Below are 23,835 nucleotides of genomic sequence, written 5' to 3' on the forward strand. Positions count from 1 at the left end.
CCATTGCCCGTCATGAGGCGGTATGGCCGGCGCCGACGTGCTATCGTTGCGCTCCGCTCCACCGCAGCAACGGAACCGTTCCATGAAATTCGTCCACCAGCGCGAACACCTCAACGAAGACGACATCGTGGTCATCGAGTGCTCGCAGCAATGCAATATCCGCCTGATGAACGACGCCAATTTCCGCAGTTTCAAGAATGGCGGGCGGCATAGCTACCATGGCGGCGCCTTCGACCGCTTCCCGGCGAAGATCAAGGTGCCCAGCACCGGGTTCTGGAACATCACCATCGATACCGTGACCCGGCGCCCGATCAGCGTGACGCGCAAGCCGAACTTCAAGTGGTCGATCAAGTTCGTGCGCCGTTCCGGTTCGCAGTTCACCTGAGGGCGCGCGTCCCATGAGTGCGAAAATGGACGAGCAGGCGCTTCTGGCGTTGCTCCGCGAGCTGGCCATCGACAGCCAGCGGGTCGAGCATCCCGCGATCGCCTCCATCGAGGAATATTACGCGCAGGGCATCGAATTGCCCGACCAGGGCATCAAGAACCTGTTCCTGCGCAACCGCAAGGGTACTCGCCACTACCTGGTGCTGCTCGACGAGCGCAAGGAGGCCGACCTGCCGGGCATCGCCGAACAGATCGGCGAAAGCCGCCTGTCGTTCGCCTCGGTCGAGCGCCTGCGCGAATACCTCGGCGTTGAACTGGGCTGCGTGACGCCTTTCGCGCTGGTCAACGATCCGCAGCACAGGGTCGAGGTGTTGCTCGACGATGCCATCCGCCAGGACCAGTTGCTCGGTTTCCACCCGTTGGTGAATACCGCCACCGAGTGCATCCGCTACGCAGACCTGCTGGCTTTCCTCGCCCACACGGGGCATGAACCGCGCCTGATCCGGGTGTAGGTCGCAGCTTCGCGCCTGCCGGCGCCAGGCCAGGTCATGCCGGCGCCGGTTTCACTCGAAGAAGTTGTGCCAGCAGTCGCTCAACGGGCCGACCTCGAAGGTCTTGCACCAGGGTTGGGCTTCCAGCCACAGGCGGGCGCTTTCCCGGTCCGCCTCGTCCAGGCTGCCGACCCGCGCCAGGCACAGGTAGCCGCTGATCTCCGCCTGTTCCGGCGAGCCGCCACCGCCGAACACCCAGCCCTGGGCCTCGACGAAGTCGATCAGATGGTCCAGCGCATCGTCGTGGGAGAGGGCGTTGCGGTCGTAGGTCAGTTCGAAGCTGAAGCCGAACTCCTGGAACTCGCCCAGGCGCAGTTTCTTGCGCAGGCGGCGCTTGCGCGGCTTTTCCATCTGCTCGGGAGTGAGGAATTTCATCGTCGCCTTCCTGGTCAGTCATCGTAGCCAAGGTTCGGCGCCAGCCAGCGCTCGCTGACGCTGGCTTCCTGGCCCTTGCGCTGGCTGTAGCGTTCCACCTGGTCCTTGTCGATCTTGCCGACCGCGAAGTACTGCGCCTGCGGGTGGGCGAAATACCAACCGCTGACCGCCGCGGCCGGGAACATCGCGTAGTGCTCGGTCAGGCTGACGCCGGACAGGCCCTGCGGATCGAGCAGTTCGAACAGAGTGCCTTTCTCGGTATGGTCGGGGCAGGCCGGGTAGCCCGGTGCCGGGCGGATGCCGACGTATTGCTCCTTGATCAAGGCCTCGTTGTCGAGGTGTTCGTCGCGGGCGTAGCCCCAGTACTCCTTGCGCACCCGCTCGTGCAGCCACTCGGCGCAGGCTTCGGCGAGGCGGTCGGCGAGCGCCTTGACCATGATGCTGTTGTAGTCGTCGCCCTTGGCTTCGTACGCCTTGGCCACTCCCTCGGCGCCGATCCCGGCGGTGGTGATGAAGCCGCCGATGTAGTCGCGCACGCCGCTTTCCTTCGGCGCGACGAAATCGGCCAGCGACAGGTTCGGCTTGCCGTCCGGCTTGATCGTCTGCTGCCGCAGGTGGTGCAGGGTGGCGAGGGTCTCGCCATCGGCGCCGTAGACCTCCAAGTCGTCGTGCTCGACCTGGTTGGCCGGCCAGAAGCCGAACACCGCACGGGCCTTGATCAGCTTCTCGTCGATCAGCTTCTTCAGCATCGCCTGGGCGTCGTTGAACAACGAGGTGGCGGCCTCGCCGACCACCTCGTCGGTGAGGATGCGCGGGTACTTGCCGGCCAGGTCCCAGGAAATGAAGAACGGCGTCCAGTCGATGTACTCGGCGAGCACCGCGAGGTCGATCTCGTCGAGCACCCTGACGCCGGTGAAGGAAGGCGTCGGCGCCTGGTAGCCGGCCCAGTCGAACGCCGGCTTGTTGGCGATCGCCTGTTCGTAGCTCAGCCGCTCGGTGCGGGCGCTGCGGTTGGCCGTGCGTTCGCGGACCACCGCGTAGTCGGCGCGGGTGCGGGCCACGTAGTCGGCCTTCAGCTCCTTGGACAGCAGGCTGGTAGCCACGCCTACCGCGCGCGAGGCGTCGGTGACGTAGACCACCGCGTCGTTGCTGTACTGCGGATCGATCTTCACCGCGGTATGCGCCTTCGAGGTAGTGGCGCCGCCGATCATCAGCGGCAACTGGAAATTCTGCCGCTGCATTTCCTTGGCGACATGGACCATCTCGTCCAGCGACGGCGTGATCAGGCCAGACAGGCCGATGATGTCGCATTTCTCGGCGATGGCGGTCTGCAGGATCTTCTCCGCCGGCACCATCACGCCGAGGTCGACCACGTCATAGCCGTTGCAGCCGAGCACCACGCCGACGATGTTCTTGCCGATGTCGTGCACGTCGCCCTTCACCGTGGCCATCAGGATCTTGCCCTTGGCTTCCGGCTTGTCGCCTTTCTCCGCCTCGATGAAGGGAATCAGGTGGGCCACCGCCTGTTTCATCACTCGCGCGGACTTGACCACCTGCGGGAGGAACATCTTGCCGGCGCCGAACAGGTCGCCGACCACGTTCATCCCGGACATCAGCGGACCTTCGATGACCTCGATGGGACGCGCACACTGCTGGCGGCATTCCTCGGTGTCCTCGACGATCCAGGTGGTGATGCCCTTGACCAGCGCATGCTCGAGGCGCTTCTCGACACTGTAGCTGCGCCATTCCTCGTCCTCGGCCTCCTTGACCGCGCCGCCGCCCTTGTAGTCGTCGGCGATCGCCAGCAGGGCCTCGGTGGCCTCGGGCGTGCGGTTGAGCACCACGTCCTCGACCCGGTCGCGCAGCGCTTTCGGAATCTCGTCGTAGATTTCCAGCTGGCCGGCGTTGACGATGCCCATGGTCAGGCCGTTGCGGATCGCGTAGTAGAGGAACACCGAGTGGATCGCCTCGCGTACCGGGTTGTTGCCGCGGAACGAGAAGGACACGTTGGACACCCCGCCCGAGCTCAGGGCGTAGGGCAGGTGGTCGCGGATGTAGGCGCAGGCGTTGATGAAATCGACCGCGTAGTTGTTGTGTTCCTCGATGCCGGTGGCGATGGCGAAGATGTTCGCATCGAAGATGATGTCTTCCGGTGGGAAGCCGACTTCGTCGACCAGGATGTCGTAGGAGCGCTTGCAGATTTCTTCCTTGCGCGCCTGGGTGTCGGCCTGGCCGTCCTCGTCGAAGGCCATCACCACCACCGCGGCGCCGTAGCGCTTGCACAGGCGGGCATGGTGCTTGAAGGCCTCGACGCCTTCCTTCATCGAGATCGAGTTGACGATGCCCTTGCCCTGGATGCACTTCAGGCCGGCCTCGATCACTTCCCACTTGGAGGAGTCGATCATGATCGGCACGCGCGAGATGTCGGGCTCGGAGGCGATCAGGTTGAGGAAGGTGACCATGGCCGCCTTCGAGTCCAGCATGCCTTCGTCCATGTTGATGTCGATCACCTGGGCGCCGGCTTCCACCTGCTGCTGGGCGACCTCGAGAGCTTCCGCGTAGTTTTCCTCGCGGATCAGCCGGGCGAACTTGGCCGAACCGGTGATGTTGGTGCGCTCGCCGACGTTGACGAACAGCGAGCTGCGGTCGATGGTGAACGGCTCCAGGCCGGACAGGCGACAGGCCCGGGGAATCTCCGGGATGGCCCGCGGCGGGTACTTGGCCACTGCCTTGGCGATCGCCTCGATGTGCGCCGGGGTGGTGCCGCAGCAGCCGCCGACGATATTGAGGAAGCCGGCGGCGGCGAATTCCTCGACCACCACGGCCATTTCCGCCGGCGATTCGTCGTATTCGCCGAAGGCGTTCGGCAGGCCGGCGTTGGGGTGGGCCGAGACATGAGTGTCGGCCTTGGTCGACAGTTCCTCGATGTACGGCCGCAATTCCTTGGCGCCGAGGGCGCAGTTCAGGCCTACCGAGATCGGCCGGGCATGCCGCACCGAGTTCCAGAAGGCCTCGGTGGTCTGGCCCGACAGGGTGCGGCCGGAGGCGTCGGTGATGGTTCCGGAGATCATGATCGGCAGCTCCACGCCGAGTTCCTCGAACACGCCCTGGACGGCGAAGATCGCCGCCTTGGCGTTGAGGGTGTCGAAGATGGTCTCGATCAGGATCAGGTCGGCGCCGCCTTCGATCAGGCCGCGGGTCGCCTCGACGTAGTTCTCCACCAGTTCGTCGAAGGTGACGTTGCGGTAGCCGGGGTTGTTCACGTCCGGGGAAATCGAGCAGGTGCGGCTGGTCGGGCCGAGCACGCCGGCGACGAAGCGCGGCTTGTCCGGGGTCTCGGCGGTCTTCGCGTCCGCCACCTGGCGGGCCAGGCGCGCCCCTTCGACGTTGAGTTCGTAGGCCAGCGACTGCATGCCGTAGTCGGCCTGGGACACCTGGGTGGCGTTGAAGGTGTTGGTCTCGAGGATGTCGGCGCCGGCGTCGAGGTAGGCCTTCTCGATGGCCTGGATCACGTCCGGGCGGCTCAGCAGCAAGAGGTCGTTGTTGCCTTTCACGTCGCTCGGCCAGTCGGCGAAGCGCTCGCCGCGGTAGTCGGCCTCTTCCAGCTTGTAGCTCTGGATCATGGTGCCCATGCCGCCATCGAGGATCAGGATACGTTCCCTGAGGGCGTGCTGGAGGGCTTGCAGGCGGGCGCTGCGATCGGTGAGCGGGCTGGACATGGATGGACCTGGCGTCAGTGGGCGGAAAGGTGAAAAGCATAACAAAGGCAGGGGCTTTCCGGCCGGGGGTGGTCGGACCATGAATTTCATTCAAGTTGAAGGATGTTCATTCGCGGGCCGGAAAAATCCCTGGCGCCGTTTTGTCGCAGCATACGGGCGGAATGCGGAGGTCGGAGTGCGCAGGCGGGCGGCGAAGGGACGGGCGAGTGGAGTCGGGATGCTCGTGGGGAATCGTGCTGCGAATGAGTCTGGCTCATTCGCAGCACGGCCTGAATCAACTGGCCCTGGGCAGGCTGCAACTGGCCAGGGAGTAGACGTAGTAGTTGAGGCGGTCGCGGTCGGTGCGATTCCACACCTGGCCGACCGACTTCAGGCCCTGGCTCTGGCCGACCGCGCCGGCGATGCTGCCGCACCAGCACATCGGGTACTTCTGCCGATACAGCGGACCGCTGATGACCACCGCGACGTGCCCGTAGGTGCGGCCCTTCAGGCCGGCGATCACCAGGAAGCCCTGGGCCGCCTTCTGCGCGGCCTCGGCGCCGGAGGCGAGCTTGGTCCAGCTCTGCTCCAGGCCGTCGACCATGGCGTTGGCGTTGCCGCGGGGCATCGGTACGCCCAGCTCGGCGGCCACCGACTGGACGAAGCCGGAACAGTTGTCCTTGTTCGGGGTGCCGGCCAGGTAGCTCTTGTCCCAGCTGTTCTTGCAGGCGTTGACGATGCATTGATCGAGACTGTCCATGTATCACCTATGCGTGTCGATAAGGGGCGCTCCGGCCCGGATCATTTCTTTGCGGTCTGGCAGAACGGCGCGAGCGAACGCTTCACGATCTTCGCGCAGCTGTCGACGGATTCGCCCGAGCATTTCTGACCCAGGCGCAGCCCGTCCTTGTCCACCGCCCAGCGCTGGCCGGAGATGTCCTCGCGGTGCACCACCTTGCAGGTGGCGCTGTCGTAGGACACCAGCTCGGCGCTGGAGCCGCTGAATTCATGCATCAGCACGCGCCGGCCGTCCTGGCTCAGGAACACGCCGCCGCGCGACCAGATGCCGCCGTCCTCTATGCGGCAATCGTTGCCGCTGTCGCGGTCGGCCAGGTAGACCGGCGGTTCGGGAAAGGCATCGGGGTTGTCGTCGTTGGGATCCTCGTTGCTGAACATCACGCGGACGTGCTCGTCCTCGCCGCCGAACATGTTCGGCGAGCCGAACTGGGGCACGATTTCCAGCTGGGTGAAAGTACAGTCCGCCGCCTGGGCCGAAAGGCTCAGGAAGAGAGCGGCGAAGCTGCCGGCGAGCAGTTTCATGGGGCGGGTTCTCCGTTGGGCCGCCAGGGCGGCGAAAGGATGGACCAGGCCGCGCCGGGCGCGAACGGAAGCGCCGCCTGACGACAGCAGGCGGAAAGCGGCGAAGAGGGGACGTGGGGCGCACGCGAACCGGCGCGGATGGGGCGCGGCGAGTCGAAACATATCCCTGTTTCCTCGAAGTCATCGTCCTTGATCGCCAGGGCGGGCCTGGGAGCCCGGCTAGCATACGTGGCGGCCGAAGCCGGTGGAATGCTGGCGAAATGGCGGCTCATATCCGGGGCGCGTTCGCCCGCCGTTGTGAAAGTGCGGCGCAGAGAGGCGGGTTTGCTAGAATCGCCCGTCGCCGAGTGAGGAGTGGTTCATGTTGCCAAGACCGTTGGTTGGGTTGGCCTTCGTTTTGTCGTCTTTTATCCAGTCTGTTTCCGCTGCTGAAATTTCCTATAGCCGTGACGTCCAGCCGATCTTTACCGCCAAGTGCGTCGCCTGCCACGCCTGCTACGATTCGCCCTGCCAGCTCAACCTGAGCAGCGCCGAGGGCGCGCAGCGCGGCGCCAACCAACTGCCGGTCTACGACGGCACTCGGACCAAGGCGCAGGAAACCACCCGCCTGTACCTCGATGCGCACGGTGCCGACGCCTGGCGGCGCAAGGACTTCTGGTCGGTGCTCGAATCGCAGGACGGCCAGGCCGCACTGATGGCGCGGATGCTCGAGCTTGGCCACAGCCAGCCGTTGCAGCCGAATGCGAAGATCCCCGAAGGCCTGGACATTTCGATCAACCGCGCCAACCAGTGCCCGACGCCGGCCAGCATCGATGCGTTCATCCGCAAGAACCCAGGTTCCGGCATGCCTTTCGCGGTGGCCGGGCTGAGCGACGACGAATACGCCACCTTGCAGAAGTGGCTGGCCGCGGGCGCCCCGGTCGACCAGCAGCCGTTGCGGCCGACCGCCGCCGAGGCGCGCCAGGTGGCCAGCTGGGAGCGTTTCCTCAACCAGCCTGGGGCCAAGCAGAGCCTGGTCTCGCGCTGGCTCTACGAGCACCTGTTCCTGGCGCACCTGTATTTCCCGGAGCAGGGCGCGCCCGGCCACTTCTTCCAGCTGGTGCGTTCGCGCACGCCCAGCGGCCAGCCGATCGACCCGATCCCGACCCGGCGTCCCAACGACGATCCGGGCAACAGCTTCTATTACCGCCTCTGGCCGATCCAGGGCGTGATCGTACACAAGACGCACATCACCTATCCGCTGACGGCGAAGAAGCTGGAACGCGTCCAGGAGCTGTTCTTCGGCACCCAGTGGAACACCGACAAGGTTCCCGGCTACGGCGTGCAGAGCCGCGCCAACCCGTTCGCCACCTTTGCCGCGATCCCGCCACGGGCGCGCTACCAGTTCATGCTGGACAACGCCGAATACTTCACCCGTACCTTCATCCGCGGGCCGGTGTGCCGTGGACAGATCGCTACCGACGTGATCCGCGACAACTTCTGGGTGGTATTCCAGGACCCCGAGCAGGACCTGTTCGTCACCGACGCCAACTTCCGCGCGCAGAGCGAGCCGCTGCTGGCCTTGCCGGGGCAGATCGACGAGCTGAAGAACCTGCTCGGCCTGTGGAGCGCCTACCGGGACAAGCGCAACGAGTACGAAGACCTGCGCCAGGACGTCTACGCCGACGCGCCGCCGCCGACCTGGAACACGCTCTGGCACGGCAACGACAACGCCCTGCTGAGCATCTTCCGCCAGTTCGACAGCGCCTCGGTGCGCAAGGGCCTGCTTGGCGAGGTACCGCAGACCCTGTGGCTGATGGACTACCCGCTGTTCGAGCGAACCTACTACGGGCTGGTGGTGAACTTCGATGTCTTCGGCAACGTCTCGCACCAGGCGCAGACGCGGCTGTACTTCGACCTGATCCGCAACGGCGCCGAGCAGAACTTCCTCCGCCTGATGCCGGTCGACGCGCGCCAGCCGTTGCTCGACGACTGGTACCAGAACAGCGGCAAGCTGAAGATGTGGATGGACTACCAGGCCTTCGACGACGACACGCCGAGCGCGCTGGGATTGCCGGAGAAACAGCCGAAGAAGGCCTTCGCCGAAGAACTGCTGCGTCGCTACGGCGACCTCAATGCGCGTCCCGACCCGATCAACCGCTGCCTGGACGGCAACTGCTATCGACCGGGCATCGACCGCGAACTGCAGGACGCCGAGCAGGCCTTCAGTCGCCTGGTGAGCCGGCCGGCGGCCGGCCTCAAGGTCATCGAGCGCTTCCCCGAGGCGACCATGCTGCGGATACGTACGTCCAGCGGCAAGCGCGAGGTCTATACCGTGCTGCGCAACCGCGCGCACAGCAATGTCGCCTTCATGCTCGGCGAGTCGCTGCGCTACCAGCCGGGCCTGGACACCCTGACGATCTACCCGGGCGTGCTGTCCAGCTACCCGAACTTCATGTTCGATCTGCCGGCGACGGATGCCGAGTCCTTCGTCGGCGCCCTGGAGGCGGCGAAGAGCGGCGAGGACTTCGACAAGGTGGTCGTACGCTGGGGCGTGCGCCGCAGCAATCCGCAGTTCTGGAGCTACTTCCACGATCTCGAGGCGTACATCCGCGAAACCGAGCCGGTCGAGGCGGGCGCACTGGACATGAACCGCTACGAGAACCTCTGAGTCTCGCGACCCGCTCCACAAGGGGCGGGTCGGTTATCGCGAATTATTCCTACTAATTTACTAGGGCTTTATCCGCAAGTACCGATTGGCGTAAACTGTCGGCATATTTGCGAGGAGTTGCCATGAGCGCCATCACCATTACCGAAGCTGCCCAAGCGTATCTGGCCGAGTTGCTGGAGAAGCAGAGCACCCCGGGTATCGGCATTCGTATCTTCATCACCCAGCCGGGTACCCAGTACGCGGAAACCTGCATCGCCTACTGCAAGCCGGGCGAGGAAAAGGTCGAGGACACCGCCATCGCCCTGAAGGACTTCACTGCCTGGATCGATGCGGTCAGCGAGCCCTTCCTCGAAGATGCGGTGGTGGACTACGCCACCGACCGCATGGGCGGCCAGCTGACCATCAAGGCGCCGAACGCCAAGGTGCCGATGGTCAACGAGGACAGCCCGATCACCGAACGCATCAACTACTACCTGCAGACCGAGATCAATCCCGGGCTGGCCAGCCACGGCGGACAGGTGAGCCTGGTCGACGTGGTCGAGGACAACATCGCCGTGTTGCGTTTCGGCGGCGGTTGCCAGGGCTGCGGGATGGTCGACATGACCCTCAAGGATGGCGTCGAGAAGACCCTGATCGAGCGTATTCCCGAACTGAAGGGCGTGCGTGACGTGACCGACCACAGCAACAAGGAGAACGCCTACTACTGAGGCGTTTCCGTAAAGCAGAAGAGGCGACCGCAAGGTCGCCTTTTTCGTTGCCGGCGTTTCAGCGCGACAGCGTCCGCGTTCGTCGTACCGGCCAGAGCAGTGCCAGCGCCACCAGCAGCGCCGGCCAGACCAGCAGGTTCACCGCGTTCCAGCCAAGGCTGGTGATCAGGGCGCCGGAGCCGAACGACATCAGCGCCGCCACCAGGCTGTTGCCTTGCTCCATCAATCCTTGCGCGGCGCCGCGCTCGCTTTCGGCGTGGCCCTCGCTGAGCAGGGTGGTGCCGGCGATGAGCATCAGGTTCCAGCCGCTGCCCAGGGCCAGCGAACTGAGCAGGAAATGCGTGACCGACTGCCCGTCCAGGGCGATGCCGGCACTTGCGGCGAGCAGGAACGCGCCGAGCAGGGCGACGCGACGGTTGCCGATGCGGTCGACCAGCGGTCCGGCGAAGAACGCCGGAAGGAACATTCCCAGCACGTGCCACTGGATGACCCGACTCGACTGTTCCAGCGGCAGGCCGCAGAAGCTCATGGCCAGCGGCGTGGCGTTCATGATCAGGATCATCAACCCGTGTCCGGTCGCGGTGCAGGCGATGGCCGCGCGGACCACCGGCCGCCGCAACAGGCCGCCTATGTCGCGCCAGGCGAGTCGTGCCGGGCGTGGCGCCTGGCCTTCGCGGAGCAGGGCCATCAGCAGCAGGCCGGCGAGGGCCAGCACGGCGATCAGCAGATAGGCGCCGACGAAGGGCTGGGCCAGCGCGTTGCGCGACCACAGCGCCAGGCTCGGCGCCAGCAGCGCGGCGAGTACTCCGCCGGCGAGCACGTAGGCGCTGGCGCGGCCTTTCCGCCCGGCATCCACCGCCTCCAGCGCGGCGAACCGGTAGTACATGGCCGAGGCCTGGTAGACCCCGATGCCCAGCGCGCCGAGACAGAACCAGAGGAAATCGCCAGTCCAGACACCGGCGGCGCAGACCAGGCCGCCGAGCACGCCGCCGCCGGCGCCGAGCATCAGCCCGGGACGTCGGCCGTGGCGCTGCATGAAGTGCGACAACGGCTGCACCGCCAGCAGGTTGCCCAGCACCAGCAGGGCCAGGGGCAGGGTAGCCAGGCTGTTCAACGGCGCCAGCTGGACGCCGACCAGGGCGGTCAGGGTTATGCCGATCAGCGAGCAGGACCAGTACAGGGCCTGGCCGCAGAACAGCAGGAGCAGGGTCGGGTTGCGTAGCAGCATGGCGTCACTCCGGACAACCGCCGGGCCTGACGACGCGTCGGCTGGAGGCGGGGTGACGGGCTAGCGCATCCCGCGGACGCCTTGGCCGGGCCAGCAGTTCGCCGCCGCAGTTCGGGCACTGGCCGCCCAGGCGGACCGTCGCGCAGTCGCGGCAGAAGGTGCACTCGAAGGTGCAGATCAGCGCGTCGCCGCTGTCGCCGGGCAGGTCGCGGTCGCAGCACTCGCAGTTGGGGCGCAGTTCCAGCATGGGAAGGTCCTCGGTGGGAGCGTCAGGCCAGCATGCCGAAGCGTTCGGCGTATTCCTGGGGGCTGACCGAAAGATGCTTGTGGAACGTCCGCCGGAGGTTTTCCGGATGGCCGAAGCCGCACAGCCGGGACACCGTGGCGATCGACGCCTGGGCGTCCTGCAGCAGGGCGCGCGCGGCCTCCAGGCGAACCCGCTCGACGTAGCGACCGGGCGCCACGCCCAGTTCCTGGAGAAATACCCGGGACAGCGTACGCGGGCTCATGCAGGCCTGGTCGGCGAGGGCTTCCAGGGACAGGTCGCCGGCGAGGTTGGCGGGAATCCACTCCAGCAGCGCGGCCAGGCGCGGGGTGCGGCTCGGTTCCGGGGTCAGCCAGGCGCTGAACTGGGCCTGGCCGCCAGGACGCTTGAGGAACATCACCAGGCGTCGCGCGACGCTGAGCGCCAGGCTGCGGCCGAGGTCGGCCTCGACCAGCGCCAGGGCCAGGTCGATTCCCGCCGTGACGCCGGCCGAGGTGAAGATGTGGGCGTCGCCGTCGCGGCACCGCGGGTCGTAGGTGTGCAGGCGGTCGCCTTGCACATGGACGCCGGGAAACCCCTGGCGCAGCGTCGCCACGTCGGCCCAGTGGGTGGTCGCCGGGCGCCCGTCGAGAACCCCGGCGGCGGCCAGGATCAGCGCTCCCGAACACACCGAGCCGAGCCGCCGTATGCACGGTTCGGCGGCTTTCAGCCAGGCGAGCAGGTCGGCGTTGCGGGTCTGCGCCTCGACACCGAGGCCGCCGGGCACCAACAGGGTGTCCAGGCTTTCCGGCGGACAGTCGCGCCAGGCGAGGTCGGCGCAGATGCGGATGCCCGCGGAACTGGGCACCGCTTCGCTACGCTCGCCGAGCACCTGTATCCGGTAGAAAGGCGGCAGGCCCTGGCGCTGGCGTTCGACGTTGGCCGAGGCGAATACCTGCAGCGGTCCGGTCACGTCCAGGCTCATCACGTCGGGATAGATCAGGCAGGCAATCAGGCGCGGTTCGGGCATGGCACAACCTCATGGCGATGGCGGCAGTCTGGCGTCCTTCGGGCCTGGCCGCAATGCCAGTCGGCCCACGGATCTTGCCATTCGCTCGCCGGGGCGTCCCGCTGCGCCGATGGTTGGTATCGCCTCGGCACGCCGCATGCCCTATTGTCTGGTAACGGGTGATGGCTTTTTGACTCATCGCTGCAGAGGCGCCAGGGTATTGTCGTCCAGGCCTGTTTCAGCGTTCGGTCCGAGGTAGGGGAGTCAGCATGCTTGCACGCGACAGCCTGGTACAGGCTGGTCTGCCGGATAATCCGTATGCGCGCCAGTTGCGCAACGGCTTTCGTTGGTTGCGGTTCGAAAAGGAGCTGGAAAACGAGTTTCGCGAGTTTCTCAGCTGGAACTCGCTGATGCAGCGGCGCGCTGCCATCGGGGTGGCGTTCCTGATCTGGGCGCTGTTCATCGTGGCCGACTGGATGATGGTGGACATCCGCCTGCACCCCAGCCTGTTCGAGCAACTGCTGGGCGTGCGCCTGGGAATGATCGGCCTGCTGCTGGTGGTCTGGCCGGCGGCCTTCCTGCCCAGCCTGCGCAAGGTCGGCGATGCCATCGCGCCCTACTGCCTGCTGCTGATCAACCTGGCGGTGCTGGCCTGCGACGTGCTGTTCGAGTGGCATGGGGTGCCGCGCTTCACCCAACTGGGCGCGACCCTGGGTATCCTCGCGGTGTTCTTCCCGCTCGGCCTGGCGTTCTGGGCCTGCGTGCGCCTGGCGTTGCTGTGCCTGGCCCTGAACCTGGCGGTATTCCTGCTTTTCGGCGGCGAAGAGAACCTGCGTACCAACCTGCTGAATACGCTCTACAACGGCCTGGTGGTGCTGATCTGTTCGTTCGCCCTGTACCTGCAGGACTACGCCCAGCGCGAGCAGTTCCTCGGCCGGCGGCTGCTGGGCATGATGGCCGAACAGGACAGCCTCACCGGCCTGGTCAACCGACGCTACTACGAGCTGCTCGCCCAGCGGGCCCTGGAGCAGGGCGCCCGCGAAGAAAAGGGAGTGGCGCTGATCCTGGTGGATGTCGACGACTTCAAGGCCTACAACGACCACTACGGGCATCCGGCCGGCGATGCCGCCCTGCGCCAGCTTGGCGTCGTGCTCCGGCAGGGCGCGCGGCGGCCGCTGGATATCGCCGCGCGCCTGGGCGGGGAGGAGTTCGCCGTGTTGCTCTACGACAGCGAGGAGGGCAACACCCTGGCCATCGCCGAGCGCCTGCGGCAGGCGGTGGAGGCGCTGGGCATCGAGCACCTGGGCTCCAGCGCCGGCCCCTGCCTGACCATCAGCCTGGGGGTGGCCTATTCGACCTCCGGCATGGGCCTGGACGCGCTCTATCGCGAGGCCGACCGCGCGCTCTACGAGGCCAAGGATGCAGGGCGCAACGCGGTGCGCGTGGCGTTCCGGCAGCACGACCGCCTCGAATAGAGGAAACGAAAAAAGGCGCCCGTGGGCGCCTTTCGTCGTATGGAACGGCTCAGCCTTGGCTGGGCATACTCCAGTCCTGCAGGTTGTAGCCGTTGTGGCTGAGTTCTTCGCGTGCCTGTTGCAGCAGGCCGGCAAGCTGCTCCGGATCGGAGTAGGCGGAGCTCGGAATGCGTGCACGGCCCAGCAGGCGGGTGCCAGTGCGATCGACTACGGACAGGCTCAGGCCGCCGTCACTGCCTAGCTCGGACCAGGCAACGCACTGGTATGGCTGGAAGGCGCGCCCGGTGATCAGCAAAGCCTCGTTGAAACGGAGCGTAGCGTTCATGGGAGTCGGTCTCTCTCGTTCATGTCTGTGTGGAACATGGGTGGCGCTTCCCGGCTCCACCGTGTTCGGTCACGCTAACTGATGCTTTCGAAAGCGAAAAAGTCACGGCATGGCGCGTTTGTGCAACAGGTTGTCGCTTTTTCGAAGGGTTTTAGCGTGCCGAAGCGGCTAGGCGCGGTGTTTTGTCGCAGAACTCCAGGAGGGCGGCCAGGCCGCCTTGCGCTCGCCGCCCGCGCCTGCACAGCCTAGAATGGCGGCCCACCTGTGGCAGCGGACCGCTTCGCATGGATATCGACCTCGCCCGTACCTTCCTGGAGATCGCCCGCAGCGGTAGCTTCGTCGCTGCCGCGGAACGCCTGCACCTGACCCAGACCGCCGTCACCGCGCGCATCCAGAACCTCGAAGGGCAACTCGGCTGCCGGCTGTTCGTGCGCAACCGCGCGGGCGCGCGCCTGACCGCCGACGGCGAGCACTTCCTCGGCTACGCCAGCCAACTGGTGCAGACCTGGGATGCGGCGCGACGCGACCTGCCGCTGCCGGACGGCTTCCGCAACCTGCTCAACCTCGGCGGCGAGGTCAGCCTGTGCAATCCGCTGCTGCTTAACTGGATGCGGCGCCTGCGCGAGGCGATTCCCGGCCACGCCGTGCGGGTCGAGATCGGCCAGGGTGCCGACCTGCTCAAGCAACTGGAGCAGGGCGCGCTGGACGCCGCGCTGGTCTACCAGCCGGAATACTGGCCGGGGCTGCAGGTCGAGCAGTTGCTGGAGGAAAAGCTGGTGATGGTGCGTTCCGTGCTATCCGCGGAGCCTTATCTGTATGTCGACTGGGGCCCGGATTTCCGCAGCCAGCACGATGCCGCGCTGCCGGACCGGGCCAAGGCCGCGCTAGCCTGCAACCTCGGTCCGCTGGCCCTGCAGTACATCATGCAGAACGGCGGCAGCGGTTATTTCCGTACCCGGGTGGTGAGCAGCTACCTGGATGGCGGCACCCTGCAACGGGTCGAGCAGGCGCCGGAGTTCGCCTACCCGACCTACCTGGTGTACTCCCGCGAGCGCCTGTCGCCGACCCTGCGCCATGCGTTCCAGTTGCTGCGCGAAGTGGTCCGCGAGGACAGCGACTGGTCGCAGCGCTGGGACTACGTGATCTGATCGGCCTGGCCCAGGTGCTGCAGCCAGTTGCGGTAGAGCGCGGCGATCAGGTCGGTCTGGCTGACGATGCCGACCAGGTAGCCGGCCTCGTTGAGCACCGGCAGGCAGTGCAGGCCTTCGTCGGATAGCAGCGAGACCAGTTCGACGGCGTGGGTGTCGGCCTGTACGCAGACCACCGGGGTGGTCATGATCGTCTTCAGCTTGGTCCCGCGCAGGAAGCGCAGGCGCTTGAACGGGCTGCCGTCGGGGCGGAAGTGCTTGAGCAGGTCGCTCTGGGTGACGATGCCGGCCAGCCGCCGATGCTCGTCGAGCACCGGCAGGGCCTTCAGACGGTGTTCCTGCAACTGCTTCCAGGCGTCGTCGATGAAGGTCTCGGTGCTGGCGGTCTGCACGTCGCGGGACATGATCCGTGCCGCGGTCAGCTCGCCCATGCGCCGGCGCAAGGCGTAGCGCTCGGTATGGTGGATCAGTCGCTCGAGGTCGTCGCGGGTGATGTCGACGTATTCGCCGAAGTCCTGCAGCGCCTGGTCCAGGTCCCGGGCGGAGAAGTCCGTACGCGCGCTCGGCGCCAGGTCGCGGGTGCCATGGAGATTGGCCCGCGGCGACTGGTAGGGGCGCGGGTAGGGAGAGCGCATCAGGTTGTTGTAGAGCAGCGCGCAGCCGATCAGCACCAGGGTGGAGAGCAGGATCGGCCAGACCACGTCGATGCCGAGTTCGCTCAGGGACGGGTTGAGGGCCACGCTCAGGGCCAGCGCGCAGCTCGGCGGATGCAGGCAGCGCAGGGCGAACATCAGCAGCATGCCGAGGGCCATGCCGACCAGGGCCGGGGCCAGATCGTGTCCGAACCAATAGGCGCTGAGGCCGCCGGCCAGGGCGGCGACCAGGTTGCCGCCGAGCATCGACCAGGGTTGCGCCAGGGGGCTGGAGGCGAGGGCGAACAGTAGTACGGCGGATGCGCCGAGCGGCGCTGCCAGGCGCAGCGCCAGCTCGCTGCCGAACAACGCCTGGCAGGCGAATACCGCGGCGAGCGCGCCGATGCAGGCGCCGAGTCCGGCGCGCAGGCAGTCGCGTGGTCGGGCGTTCAGGGTCAGGGGGCGGAAGCCTTTCAGCCAGGTGCGTACGGCGGTGCTGGGGGAGTCGTTCATGGAACTCTTCGAAGCGAAAGAAAGGGGCCGTTGCCGGCCCCGTAAGGCACTTTCGTGCTGGAGGCATCCATCCCTGGATGATGGAGTCGGTTCAGGCGAGGAACGGCGGGCCGGCGGCCTCGCGGGATTCCTCGAGGGGGCGGACCACCTGCCGGCAGATCTTGCCGGTATCCCGGGCGACCCGGCGGGCGGCCTCGGGATCGTCGGCGAACGGCAGCAGGGCGGCCTGTTCGCGTTCCTCGCGGGTACTGCCGGCGAGGCTGAGGGCGAGGCCGAGCGCCAGGGTGGAGAGGCACAGCAGGGACAACAGCATGTTCAGGCCCCCTGGCCGGCCGCCAGGACCGGCTGCCGCTGGTCCTGCGCGCTGCGCAGGGTCCGCCAGGTGTTGTAGGCCATCAGCAGCATGCCGCTGGCGAAGGTGGCGCCGCCGAGCAGGCGCACCACGTAGCCCGGATGGCTGGCCACCAGCGCCTCGACGAACGAGTAGGTGAGCGTGCCGTCCTCGTTGACCGCCCGCCACATCAGGCCCTGGGTGATGCCGTTGACCCACATCGAGGCGATGTACAGCACGGTGCCGATGGTGGCCAGCCAGAAGTGCGCGTTGATCAGGCCGACGCTGTGCATCCGCTCGCGGCCCCAGAGTTTCGGGATCATGTGGTAGAGCGTGCCGATGGAGATCATCGCCACCCAGCCGAGGGCGCCGGCGTGGACATGGCCGATGGTCCAGTCGGTGTAGTGGGACAGCGAGTTGACCGTCTTGATCGCCATCATCGGGCCTTCGAAGGTGGACATGCCGTAGAACGCCAGGGACACCACCAGGAAGCGCAGGATCGGGTCGTCGCGCAACTTATGCCAGGCCCCGGAGAGGGTCATCATGCCGTTGATCATGCCGCCCCAGCTCGGCGCCAGGAGGATCAGCGACATCACCATGCCGAGCGACTGCGCCCAGTCCGGTAGCGCGGTGTAGTGCAGGTGGTGCGGGCCGGCCCAGATGTAGATCGAGATGATCGCCCAGAAATGCACGATGGACAGGCGATAGGAGTAGATCGGTCGCCCGGCCTGCTTGGGCACGAAGTAGTACATCATGCCGAGGAAGCCGACCGAGAGGATGAAGCCGACCACGCTGTGCCCGTACCACCACTGGATCATCGCGTCGGTGGCGCCGGAATAGGCCGAGTAGGACTTGCCCAGGCTCACCGGCAGCAATGCGTGGTTCACCATATGGACCATCGCGGTGACGATGATGAAGGCGCCGTAGAACCAGTTGCCGACGTAGATGTGCTTCACCTTGCGACGGGCGATGGTGCCGAAGAACAGGTAGGCATAGACCACCCAGACGATCGCCATCCACAGCGCCAGCGGCCATTCCATCTCGGCGTATTCCTTGGAGGTGGTATAGCCCAGCGGGTAGCTGACGATCATCCCCACGATCGCCGCCTGCCAGCCCCAGAACACGAAGCGCGCCAGGGCATCGGAGATCAGCCGCACGCCGCTGGTGCGCTGCACCACGTAGAAGGAGGTGGCGAACAACGCGCTGCCGCCGAAGGCGAAGATCACCAGGCTGGTGTGGATCGGGCGGATGCGGCCGAAGCTGGTCCAGGGCAGGTCGAGGTTGAGCGCCGGCCAGACCAGTTGGGCGGCGATGAACACCCCGAGGCCCATGCCGAGGATGCCCCAGACCAGGGTCATCAGGGTGAACTGGCGGACGACGTCGTAGTTGTAGCCGTCCGGATCTTTTCTGCTATCCGTATCGTTCATGGTCGCTGGCACGCCGGGCCCCGGGGTCCGGCCGGCTGGCGAGCAGGCGCGACCCTCGGGTCCTCGTTGGGTTATCGGTATTTTTCTGGGTATCCCGTTGCCGGGTCGATGGAGTGCGGAGGTCGGATCTTCGTCTGGAAGGCTCGGAACAGACGGCTCATGGCACTGGTGGCCATTCTAGGAGGGGAGCTTTATTCGTCTCCAACGAATAATGTTGCTATTACAGTGCAAAATTATTGAATTGAAACGGAGGAGGACTTCCGGGGCAGGGCGCACAACCGCTTCGTGGGATGTGCGCCAGGGCGGCTATCCGCCCTCCGCGATGGCGCTGCCGGCGATGGCAGGCTCAGCCAGTCTTTTTCTTCTTCGGCAGCAGGCGCTTGACCAGCAGCACCCCCGCCAGGACCACCGCGCCGGCGACGATGCCGAACAGGAAGTTCAGCAGGGTCGGGGTGATCGCCGCCAGCAGCGGGCCCAGCGTGGCGATGCCGGCGACGCTCTGCGCGGCCTGTTCGATGGCGTGGTGGACCACCGGGATACCGTGGGTGAGGATGCCGCCGCCGACCATGAACATCGCCGCCATGCCGACCACCGACAGGCCTTTCATCAGGTATGGCGCGGTGCGCAGGATGGCGCCGCCGAGCCCTTGGGCAAAGCCGCTGTCGCGCCTGGACAGGTAGAGGCCGGCGTCGTCCAGCTTGACGATGCCGGCGACCAGGCCGTAGACGCCGATGGTCATCACCAGGGCGATGCCGACCAGCACCAGTACCTGGGTGGTGAAGCTGGACTCGGCGACGGTACCCAGGGTGATGGCGATGATTTCCGCGGAGAGGATGAAGTCGGTACGGATCGCGCCGCCGATCTTCTGCTTTTCCAGGGCGGCCACGTCGACATTGGCCGCCAGCGCTGCCTCGTCGGCGTGCTCGTCGTCATGGGGCAGGTACTTGTGGGCGATCTTCTCGAAGCCCTCGAAGCACAGGTAGGCGCCGCCGAGCATCAGCAGCGGGATCACCGCCCAGGGCGCGAAGGCGCTGATCAGCAGGGCGGCGGGAACGAGGATCGCCTTGTTCCGCAGCGAGCCCTTGGCCACCGCCCAGACCACCGGCAGTTCGCGGTCGGCGTTGACCCCGGTGACCTGCTGGGCGTTCAGCGCCAGGTCGTCGCCGAGAACGCCGGCGGTCTTCTTCGCGGCGACCTTGGTCATCAGCGAGACGTCGTCGAGCACCGCGGCAATATCGTCGAGGAGGGTGAGGAGGCTGGCTCCGGCCATCTTGGGTTTCCTTACTGGGTGGTGGGCACCGCCATCTTGGCGGGGTGTGTATTTGACACCGGATCGCGGCGGCGGAACAGTGCCTCGCGTTGGAGCGCGGGAGCCGCCGCACAGTTCATTGCGCAGGCGTTCGAGCGAGGTTTGCCAGGGCCAGGCGGGCGATGGCCAGCTCGGCTTCGGTCTCCTCGCGGCTGCCGTCCTCGTCGAACCAGGCCGCCGAGAGTCCGGTCCAGGCCAGGATCCATTGCAGCAGGCGGCGGCGCTGCAGGCCGCTGGCGGCGATTACGATCTCCAGCTGGCGCTCGAAACGGCCGGGCGCCTGGGCGGTCTTCGCGTCGGGATTGGTGAACAGGTTGGCGTAGTCGTAGCCGCGCTCGCCGTAGAGCCGCTTGGGGTCGATGACTTGCCAGCCGCGCTCGCCGAAGTCGAGCACATTGCCGTGGTGGATGTCGCCATGCAGCGGGCGCTGTTCGCGAGCGGTCTCCAGCAGGTAGCGGGCGGCATTCGCGCAGTCGACGTAGAGCCCGCCGTAGCGGCGCTCGGCGGCATACAGCGAGTCGAACCAGCGCTCCAGCGGGGTCAGCTCCGGCAACGGACCCGGGCGCGGGGCATGGATGCGTTCGATGGCCTGGCAGAGGATACGCGTAGCCTCGTCGTCGTCGCCGCGCCTGACCATTTCCAGCAGCGAGCGCCCGCCGGTGGCACGCTCCATCAGCAGCGCCTGGTGGTCGTAGGCCAGCACCCTGGCCGCGCCCTGGCCGTCCCACCAGTTGAGCAGTACGTGGCCGAAACGCTCTTCTTCGGCACTGGATATCTTCAGCATCGCCGCTGCGCCGCGATGGCGCACCGGCAGCAGGCGGCTGCTGTGGGTGGCGAAGGGCTCGCCGTCGGGTTGCAACGCCCAGCGCTCGAGGTAGGGCGAGAAATCGAGGGGTTCGTTCACGGTCGGTCTCAGGCGCCCAGGCGCTGCTGGATGAAGTCGAGGAAGCACTGGATGCGCAGCGCCAGTTGCGAGTTGCGATAGTAGACGGCGTGGATCGGTTGCCGGTATTCGCTCATCTGTTCGGCGAACAGCGGCACCAGGCGCCCGTCCTGGATATCGCGGTCGGTCATGAAGCTGGCCAGGCAGGCAATGCCCTGGTGGCTCAGGGCCAGTTGGCGGAGCGTCTCGCCGCTGGAGGCAGAGATATCCGGCTGGATCTCCAGGCGATCGCCGTCGGCGTGCACCACCGGCCAGCGGTTGAGATGCTCGGGCTGGGTGAAGCCGAGCAGGGTGTGCCCTCGCAGCCCCTCGATGCTCGCCGGCGTGCCGTGGCGGGCCAGGTACTCCGGGCTGGCGAGGATGTGCAGGCGGCTGGCGCCCAGCGGCCGCGCGTGCAGGGTGGAGTCGCTGAGCGCACCGATGCGGATCGCCACGTCGGTGCGTTGCTCCAACAGGTCGATGATCAGGTCGTTGGTGTTGAGTTCGAGCTGGATGTCCGGGTACAGCCGGCGGAACTCGCCGATGTGCGGCACCACCGCGTGCAGCATGAAGGGCGAGGCGGCGTTGATCCGCAGGCGCCCGGCGGGGCTCTGCCGGCGCAGGGCCAGGCGTTCCTCGAGCGCCTCCATCTGCTGCAGGATCTGCCGTGCCTGGTCGAGGAAGTAGCGGCCTTCCTCGGTCAGCTCCATGCGCCGGGTGGTGCGGTTGAGCAGGGTGGTGCCGAGCTTGTGCTCGAGGCGCGAGAGGGTCCGGCTGACGGCCGAGGCGGTCAGTCCCATCTGTTCCGCGGCGGCGCTGATGGAACCGCTGTCGACTACACTGACGAAGCTTTGCAGTTCATCGGAGTTGGCTTTCATTCGTGACTCCAGGGCAATCATTGCCGAAGCATAGCGATGTTTTCGGCAAGGACTGAAGAGGCACGCGTGCCCGCAGGAGGTTTTCATGCCCGGCCACCGCATTACCCTCACCGGAGAAAAGCAGACGCTCCTGATCACCCTCTACGCCAAGGCGCTGGATAGCCGCCTGGACGATTCCATCCTCCATGACCGTTTCGCCGAGGCGGCGGTGCGGCAGATCGACTTCGACTTCTCCAGGGTCGCCCTCGGCAAGGGCAACGAACGGGCCCTGGCCATGCGCTCGCATTACTTCGACCAGGCCTGCCGCGAGTTCCTCGACCACCATCCCGAGGGGCAGGTGCTCAACCTCGGTTGCGGCCTGGACAGCCGTATCTACCGGGTCGACCCGCCGGCCGAGCTGCCCTGGTTCGACCTCGACTATCCGGAAGTCATGGACCTGCGCGATCGGCTCTACCCGCCGCGCGCCGGCGCCTATCGGGCGCTGCGCCACTCGGTGGACGACGACGGCTGGCTGCAAGGGGTGCCGCGCGAGCGGCCCGCCCTGGTCCTGGCCGAGGGGCTGATGCCTTATCTGCGGGAGTCCCAGGTGCGACGCCTGGTGGAACGCCTGGTCGACCACCTGGGTAGCGGCGAGCTGCTGTTCGACGGCTACGGCCGCCTCGGCATCATGCTGCTGCGCCTGTATCCGCCGCTGCGCGAGACCGGGGCGCAGGTGCATTGGAGCATCGACGACCCGCGCGAACTCGAGCGGTGGCATCCGGCCCTGCGTTTCATCGAGGAGGTCACCGACTATGACCCGCAGGACGTCGCCAAGCTGCCGCAGTCGTCGCGGCTGATGCTGCCGATCTACAACGGCTTCGCCTTCCTGCGGCGGATGGGCCGGCTGATCCGCTACCGTTGGCCCAGGGTCTAGGCGCCGCAGGCGAGGCCGGGGTCAGGCGAGCACCGCCACCGACTTGATCTGCGCCCACAACAGCTGGCCGGGTCGTAGTTGCAACTGGTCCCGCGAGTAACGGGTGATCCGCGCCAGCAGCGGATTGCCGCCGGCATCCAGGCGCACCAGGACGTGGGCCGCGGTGTCGGTATCGACCAATTCCAGGACCCGTACCGGCAGGCGGTTGAGGATGCTGCTCTGGGCGTCGTCGCGCAGGTTCAGGCTGACGTCGCGCGCCTGTACCTTGAAGCGCAGGCGCTTGCCGGGGGCCAGCGGGGCGTGGGCGACGCGCATTTGCAGCGCGCTGCCGGGCAGGACCAGGGTCAGCAGGCCGTAGGCCGGGTCGTGGTCGCTGACCGTGCCCTCGATCACCACCCCGGCGTCGTCGTCCAGCGCCAGCGGCAGGTCGACTCGCGCCAGGGTTTCGCCGATCGGCCCGCTGGCGCGGACCTTGCCGTTCTCCAGCAGCACCAGGTGATCGGCCAGGCGCGCCACTTCGTCTGGCGAGTGGCTGACATAGAGCACCGGGATGTCCAGTTCCTCGTGCAGGCGCTCGAGATAGGGCAGGATCTCGCCCTTGCGCTTCAGGTCGAGGGATGCCAGAGGCTCGTCCATCAGCAGCAGGCGCGGGCTGGTGAGGAGGGCCCGGGCGATGCCGACGCGTTGCTGCTCGCCGCCGGAGAGGCGTTCCGGCATGCGTTCCAGCAGGTGCTCGATGCCCAGCAGGGCGCAGGCCTGTTCCAGCTCGACGCGGCGTTCGGCGGCGGCGATGCGCTTGAGACCGAAGGCCAGGTTGCGCCGCACCGTCAGGTGGCGGAACAGGTTGGCATCCTGGAACACGTAGCCGAGGGCACGCCGGTGGGGCGCGACGAAGAGGTTGCGGCGGCTGTCCTGCCAGGTCTCGCCGTTGATCGTCACCTCGCCCTCGGCGGCCTTTTCCAGGCCGGCGATACAGCGCAGGCAAGTGCTCTTGCCGGAGCCTGAATGGCCGAACAGAGCGGTCACGCCACGACCGGGAAGAGCCAGGTCGATGTCCAGTTCGAAGCCGGGGTAGGCGCGGCGGAAGCGCAGGCGCAGGCCGTCCATCTCAGGCCCAGCCCGGCCGGCGGCGCCGGCCCGAATAGAGGGCGAGGAGGACGACGAAGGAGAACGCCACCATGCCGCCGGCCAGCCAGTGGGCCTGGGCGTATTCCATGGCTTCGACGTGATCGAATATCTGCACCGAGACCACGCGGGTTTTCTCCGGGATGTTGCCGCCGATCATCAGCACCACGCCGAACTCGCCGACGGTATGGGCGAAGCCGAGGATCGCGGCGGTGACGAAACCCGGCCGGGCCAGCGGCAGGACCACGCTGAAGAAACGGTCGACGGGGCTCGCGCGCAGGGTCGCGGCAGCCTCCAGCGGTTTCTCGCCGATCGCCTCGAAGGCGTTCTGCAACGGTTGCACGACGAAGGGCAGCGAGTAGAACACCGAGCCGACCACCAGACCGGCGAAGGTGAAGGGCAGGGTGCCGAGACCGAGGCTCTGGGTGAGCTGGCCGATGAAACCGTTGGGACCCATGCTGACCAGCAGGTAGAAGCCGATCACCGTCGGCGGCAGCACCAGCGGCAGGGCCACCACCGCGCCGATCGGCCCCTTCAGCCAGGAGCGGGTGCGCGCCAGCCACCAGGCGATGGGCGTGCCGATCAGCAGCAGGAGGAGGGTGGTGAGCGAAGCCAGCTCGGTGGTCAGCCAGATGGCCGCCAGGTCCGTACTGTCGAGTGGCAACGCCATG

23 protein-coding genes are annotated in these 23,835 nt (G+C 66.7%); 7 read left to right on the plus strand and 16 right to left on the minus strand.

Features of this window, described 5'->3' with window-relative positions:
* Positions 1 to 22: 22 nt before the first annotated feature.
* Positions 23 to 385 carry a DUF1883 domain-containing protein gene (locus tag FHW81_RS23410; protein WP_003122824.1) on the plus strand — a complete coding sequence of 121 codons (363 nt, stop codon included), beginning with the start codon at positions 23 to 25 and terminating at the stop codon, positions 383 to 385.
* Between the two features lie 13 nt (positions 386 to 398).
* Entirely contained in the window at positions 399 to 896 is a 498-nt protein-coding gene (locus FHW81_RS23415; protein WP_003122823.1) for a prolyl-tRNA synthetase associated domain-containing protein, read from the plus strand.
* Positions 897 to 947: 51 nt separating this feature from the next.
* Here the strand turns inward: FHW81_RS23415 and FHW81_RS23420 are convergent, their stop codons facing one another.
* The 4 genes from FHW81_RS23420 to tsi1 all read right to left on the minus strand — a co-directional run bounded on the left by FHW81_RS23420 (position 948) and on the right by tsi1 (position 6,328).
* The gene (locus FHW81_RS23420) at positions 948 to 1,310 is read right to left on the minus strand and encodes a YggL family protein (protein ID WP_003098191.1); all 363 of its coding nucleotides are present in this window, start codon (positions 1,308 to 1,310) and stop codon (positions 948 to 950) included.
* 14 nt (positions 1,311 to 1,324) lie between these two features.
* On the minus strand, positions 1,325 to 5,029 hold the full coding sequence (metH, locus tag FHW81_RS23425) for a methionine synthase (protein WP_033980803.1): 3,705 nt from the start codon (positions 5,027 to 5,029) through the stop codon (positions 1,325 to 1,327).
* A gap of 274 nt (positions 5,030 to 5,303) precedes the next feature.
* Positions 5,304 to 5,768 (minus strand): type VI secretion system effector peptidoglycanhydrolase Tse1, encoded by a 465-nt coding sequence (gene tse1, locus FHW81_RS23430; protein ID WP_003088027.1) that lies wholly within the window; start codon positions 5,766 to 5,768, stop codon positions 5,304 to 5,306.
* 41 nt (positions 5,769 to 5,809) lie between these two features.
* The gene (gene tsi1 / locus FHW81_RS23435) at positions 5,810 to 6,328 is read right to left on the minus strand and encodes a type IV secretion system immunity protein Tsi1 (RefSeq protein ID WP_003113603.1); all 519 of its coding nucleotides are present in this window, start codon (positions 6,326 to 6,328) and stop codon (positions 5,810 to 5,812) included.
* Between the two features lie 361 nt (positions 6,329 to 6,689).
* On the opposite strand from tsi1, the gene FHW81_RS23440 reads away from it, so the two are divergent.
* On the plus strand, positions 6,690 to 8,978 hold the full coding sequence (locus FHW81_RS23440) for a fatty acid cis/trans isomerase (protein WP_016253552.1): 2,289 nt from the start codon (positions 6,690 to 6,692) through the stop codon (positions 8,976 to 8,978).
* 122 nt (positions 8,979 to 9,100) lie between these two features.
* Positions 9,101 to 9,685 (plus strand): Fe-S biogenesis protein NfuA, encoded by a 585-nt coding sequence (gene nfuA / locus FHW81_RS23445; RefSeq protein ID WP_003088034.1) that lies wholly within the window; start codon positions 9,101 to 9,103, stop codon positions 9,683 to 9,685.
* Positions 9,686 to 9,743: 58 nt separating this feature from the next.
* Here nfuA and FHW81_RS23450 read toward each other — a convergent pair whose 3' ends face one another.
* From FHW81_RS23450 to FHW81_RS23460, 3 genes are read right to left on the minus strand one after another with little or no spacing between them, the layout of a single operon-like run.
* Positions 9,744 to 10,913 carry an MFS transporter gene (locus FHW81_RS23450; RefSeq protein WP_023090618.1) on the minus strand — a complete coding sequence of 390 codons (1,170 nt, stop codon included), beginning with the start codon at positions 10,911 to 10,913 and terminating at the stop codon, positions 9,744 to 9,746.
* A 4-nt stretch (positions 10,914 to 10,917) separates the two neighbouring features.
* Positions 10,918 to 11,160, minus strand: a complete 243-nt coding sequence (locus tag FHW81_RS23455) for a DUF1272 domain-containing protein (RefSeq protein ID WP_003113606.1) — start codon at positions 11,158 to 11,160, stop codon at positions 10,918 to 10,920.
* A 22-nt stretch (positions 11,161 to 11,182) separates the two neighbouring features.
* Positions 11,183 to 12,187 carry a GlxA family transcriptional regulator gene (locus tag FHW81_RS23460; RefSeq protein ID WP_003113607.1) on the minus strand — a complete coding sequence of 335 codons (1,005 nt, stop codon included), beginning with the start codon at positions 12,185 to 12,187 and terminating at the stop codon, positions 11,183 to 11,185.
* A 248-nt stretch (positions 12,188 to 12,435) separates the two neighbouring features.
* On the opposite strand from FHW81_RS23460, the gene FHW81_RS23465 reads away from it, so the two are divergent.
* The gene (locus FHW81_RS23465; RefSeq protein WP_003098203.1) at positions 12,436 to 13,641 is read left to right on the plus strand and encodes a GGDEF domain-containing protein; all 1,206 of its coding nucleotides are present in this window, start codon (positions 12,436 to 12,438) and stop codon (positions 13,639 to 13,641) included.
* Between the two features lie 49 nt (positions 13,642 to 13,690).
* Here the strand turns inward: FHW81_RS23465 and FHW81_RS23470 are convergent, their stop codons facing one another.
* Positions 13,691 to 13,966, minus strand: a complete 276-nt coding sequence (locus tag FHW81_RS23470; protein WP_003098204.1) for a hypothetical protein — start codon at positions 13,964 to 13,966, stop codon at positions 13,691 to 13,693.
* 284 nt (positions 13,967 to 14,250) lie between these two features.
* On the opposite strand from FHW81_RS23470, the gene FHW81_RS23475 reads away from it, so the two are divergent.
* Entirely contained in the window at positions 14,251 to 15,114 is an 864-nt protein-coding gene (locus FHW81_RS23475; RefSeq protein WP_003098205.1) for a LysR family transcriptional regulator, read from the plus strand.
* On the opposite strand, the gene FHW81_RS23480 is transcribed toward FHW81_RS23475, so the two are convergent.
* From FHW81_RS23480 to FHW81_RS23505, 6 genes are all read right to left on the minus strand, one after another.
* On the minus strand, positions 15,102 to 16,259 hold the full coding sequence (locus FHW81_RS23480; RefSeq protein ID WP_003113608.1) for a CBS domain-containing protein: 1,158 nt from the start codon (positions 16,257 to 16,259) through the stop codon (positions 15,102 to 15,104). The two genes, FHW81_RS23475 and FHW81_RS23480, sit on opposite strands and share 13 nt — an antisense overlap.
* 91 nt (positions 16,260 to 16,350) lie before the next feature.
* Entirely contained in the window at positions 16,351 to 16,572 is a 222-nt protein-coding gene (locus tag FHW81_RS23485; protein ID WP_003098206.1) for a hypothetical protein, read from the minus strand.
* Between the two features lie 2 nt (positions 16,573 to 16,574).
* Entirely contained in the window at positions 16,575 to 18,017 is a 1,443-nt protein-coding gene (ccoN, locus tag FHW81_RS23490) for a cytochrome-c oxidase, cbb3-type subunit I (protein WP_003144684.1), read from the minus strand.
* A 346-nt stretch (positions 18,018 to 18,363) separates the two neighbouring features.
* The gene (locus FHW81_RS23495; RefSeq protein ID WP_003098208.1) at positions 18,364 to 19,287 is read right to left on the minus strand and encodes a DUF808 domain-containing protein; all 924 of its coding nucleotides are present in this window, start codon (positions 19,285 to 19,287) and stop codon (positions 18,364 to 18,366) included.
* 115 nt (positions 19,288 to 19,402) lie between these two features.
* Entirely contained in the window at positions 19,403 to 20,230 is an 828-nt protein-coding gene (locus FHW81_RS23500; protein WP_171893974.1) for an aminoglycoside phosphotransferase family protein, read from the minus strand.
* 8 nt (positions 20,231 to 20,238) lie between these two features.
* Positions 20,239 to 21,126: a LysR family transcriptional regulator gene (locus FHW81_RS23505; protein ID WP_003098210.1), complete on the minus strand. Its 888-nt coding sequence runs from the start codon at positions 21,124 to 21,126 to the stop codon at positions 20,239 to 20,241.
* 85 nt (positions 21,127 to 21,211) lie between these two features.
* Between FHW81_RS23505 and FHW81_RS23510 the strand changes: the two genes are divergently transcribed.
* Positions 21,212 to 22,039, plus strand: coding sequence for a class I SAM-dependent methyltransferase (locus FHW81_RS23510; RefSeq protein ID WP_003098211.1), 828 nt, complete (start codon positions 21,212 to 21,214; stop codon positions 22,037 to 22,039).
* Between the two features lie 21 nt (positions 22,040 to 22,060).
* Here FHW81_RS23510 and modC read toward each other — a convergent pair whose 3' ends face one another.
* Together modC and modB are read right to left on the minus strand one after the other, a co-directional pair.
* Positions 22,061 to 23,146 carry a molybdenum ABC transporter ATP-binding protein gene (modC, locus tag FHW81_RS23515; protein WP_003098212.1) on the minus strand — a complete coding sequence of 362 codons (1,086 nt, stop codon included), beginning with the start codon at positions 23,144 to 23,146 and terminating at the stop codon, positions 22,061 to 22,063.
* Between the two features lies 1 nt (position 23,147).
* On the minus strand, positions 23,148 to 23,834 hold the full coding sequence (modB, locus tag FHW81_RS23520; protein WP_079385682.1) for a molybdate ABC transporter permease subunit: 687 nt from the start codon (positions 23,832 to 23,834) through the stop codon (positions 23,148 to 23,150).
* Position 23,835 lies beyond the last annotated feature (1 nt).

Source organism: Pseudomonas sp. RC10-4-2 (genome assembly GCF_050433085.1).
Classification (GTDB): Bacteria; Pseudomonadota; Gammaproteobacteria; order Pseudomonadales; family Pseudomonadaceae; genus Pseudomonas; species Pseudomonas aeruginosa.

Excerpts from the sequence above, each read along its gene's own strand:
- FHW81_RS23410 (WP_003122824.1), top strand. The coding sequence starts at position 23 with ATGGCCGGCGCCGACGTGCTATCGTTGCGCTCCGCTCCACCGCAGCAA.
- FHW81_RS23415 (WP_003122823.1), top strand. The coding sequence starts at position 399 with ATGAGTGCGAAAATGGACGAGCAGGCGCTTCTGGCGTTGCTCCGCGAG.
- FHW81_RS23420 (WP_003098191.1), bottom strand. The coding sequence starts at position 1,310 with ATGAAATTCCTCACTCCCGAGCAGATGGAAAAGCCGCGCAAGCGCCGC.
- metH (WP_033980803.1), bottom strand. The coding sequence starts at position 5,029 with ATGTCCAGCCCGCTCACCGATCGCAGCGCCCGCCTGCAAGCCCTCCAG.
- tse1 (WP_003088027.1), bottom strand. The coding sequence starts at position 5,768 with ATGGACAGTCTCGATCAATGCATCGTCAACGCCTGCAAGAACAGCTGG.
- tsi1 (WP_003113603.1), bottom strand. The coding sequence starts at position 6,328 with ATGAAACTGCTCGCCGGCAGCTTCGCCGCTCTCTTCCTGAGCCTTTCG.
- FHW81_RS23440 (WP_016253552.1), top strand. The coding sequence starts at position 6,690 with ATGTTGCCAAGACCGTTGGTTGGGTTGGCCTTCGTTTTGTCGTCTTTT.
- nfuA (WP_003088034.1), top strand. The coding sequence starts at position 9,101 with ATGAGCGCCATCACCATTACCGAAGCTGCCCAAGCGTATCTGGCCGAG.
- FHW81_RS23450 (WP_023090618.1), bottom strand. The coding sequence starts at position 10,913 with ATGCTGCTACGCAACCCGACCCTGCTCCTGCTGTTCTGCGGCCAGGCC.
- FHW81_RS23455 (WP_003113606.1), bottom strand. The coding sequence starts at position 11,160 with ATGCTGGAACTGCGCCCCAACTGCGAGTGCTGCGACCGCGACCTGCCC.
- FHW81_RS23460 (WP_003113607.1), bottom strand. The coding sequence starts at position 12,187 with ATGCCCGAACCGCGCCTGATTGCCTGCCTGATCTATCCCGACGTGATG.
- FHW81_RS23465 (WP_003098203.1), top strand. The coding sequence starts at position 12,436 with ATGCTTGCACGCGACAGCCTGGTACAGGCTGGTCTGCCGGATAATCCG.
- FHW81_RS23470 (WP_003098204.1), bottom strand. The coding sequence starts at position 13,966 with ATGAACGCTACGCTCCGTTTCAACGAGGCTTTGCTGATCACCGGGCGC.
- FHW81_RS23475 (WP_003098205.1), top strand. The coding sequence starts at position 14,251 with ATGGATATCGACCTCGCCCGTACCTTCCTGGAGATCGCCCGCAGCGGT.
- FHW81_RS23480 (WP_003113608.1), bottom strand. The coding sequence starts at position 16,259 with ATGAACGACTCCCCCAGCACCGCCGTACGCACCTGGCTGAAAGGCTTC.
- FHW81_RS23485 (WP_003098206.1), bottom strand. The coding sequence starts at position 16,572 with ATGCTGTTGTCCCTGCTGTGCCTCTCCACCCTGGCGCTCGGCCTCGCC.
- ccoN (WP_003144684.1), bottom strand. The coding sequence starts at position 18,017 with ATGAACGATACGGATAGCAGAAAAGATCCGGACGGCTACAACTACGAC.
- FHW81_RS23495 (WP_003098208.1), bottom strand. The coding sequence starts at position 19,287 with ATGGCCGGAGCCAGCCTCCTCACCCTCCTCGACGATATTGCCGCGGTG.
- FHW81_RS23505 (WP_003098210.1), bottom strand. The coding sequence starts at position 21,126 with ATGAAAGCCAACTCCGATGAACTGCAAAGCTTCGTCAGTGTAGTCGAC.
- FHW81_RS23510 (WP_003098211.1), top strand. The coding sequence starts at position 21,212 with ATGCCCGGCCACCGCATTACCCTCACCGGAGAAAAGCAGACGCTCCTG.
- modC (WP_003098212.1), bottom strand. The coding sequence starts at position 23,146 with ATGGACGGCCTGCGCCTGCGCTTCCGCCGCGCCTACCCCGGCTTCGAA.
- modB (WP_079385682.1), bottom strand. The coding sequence starts at position 23,834 with ATGGCGTTGCCACTCGACAGTACGGACCTGGCGGCCATCTGGCTGACC.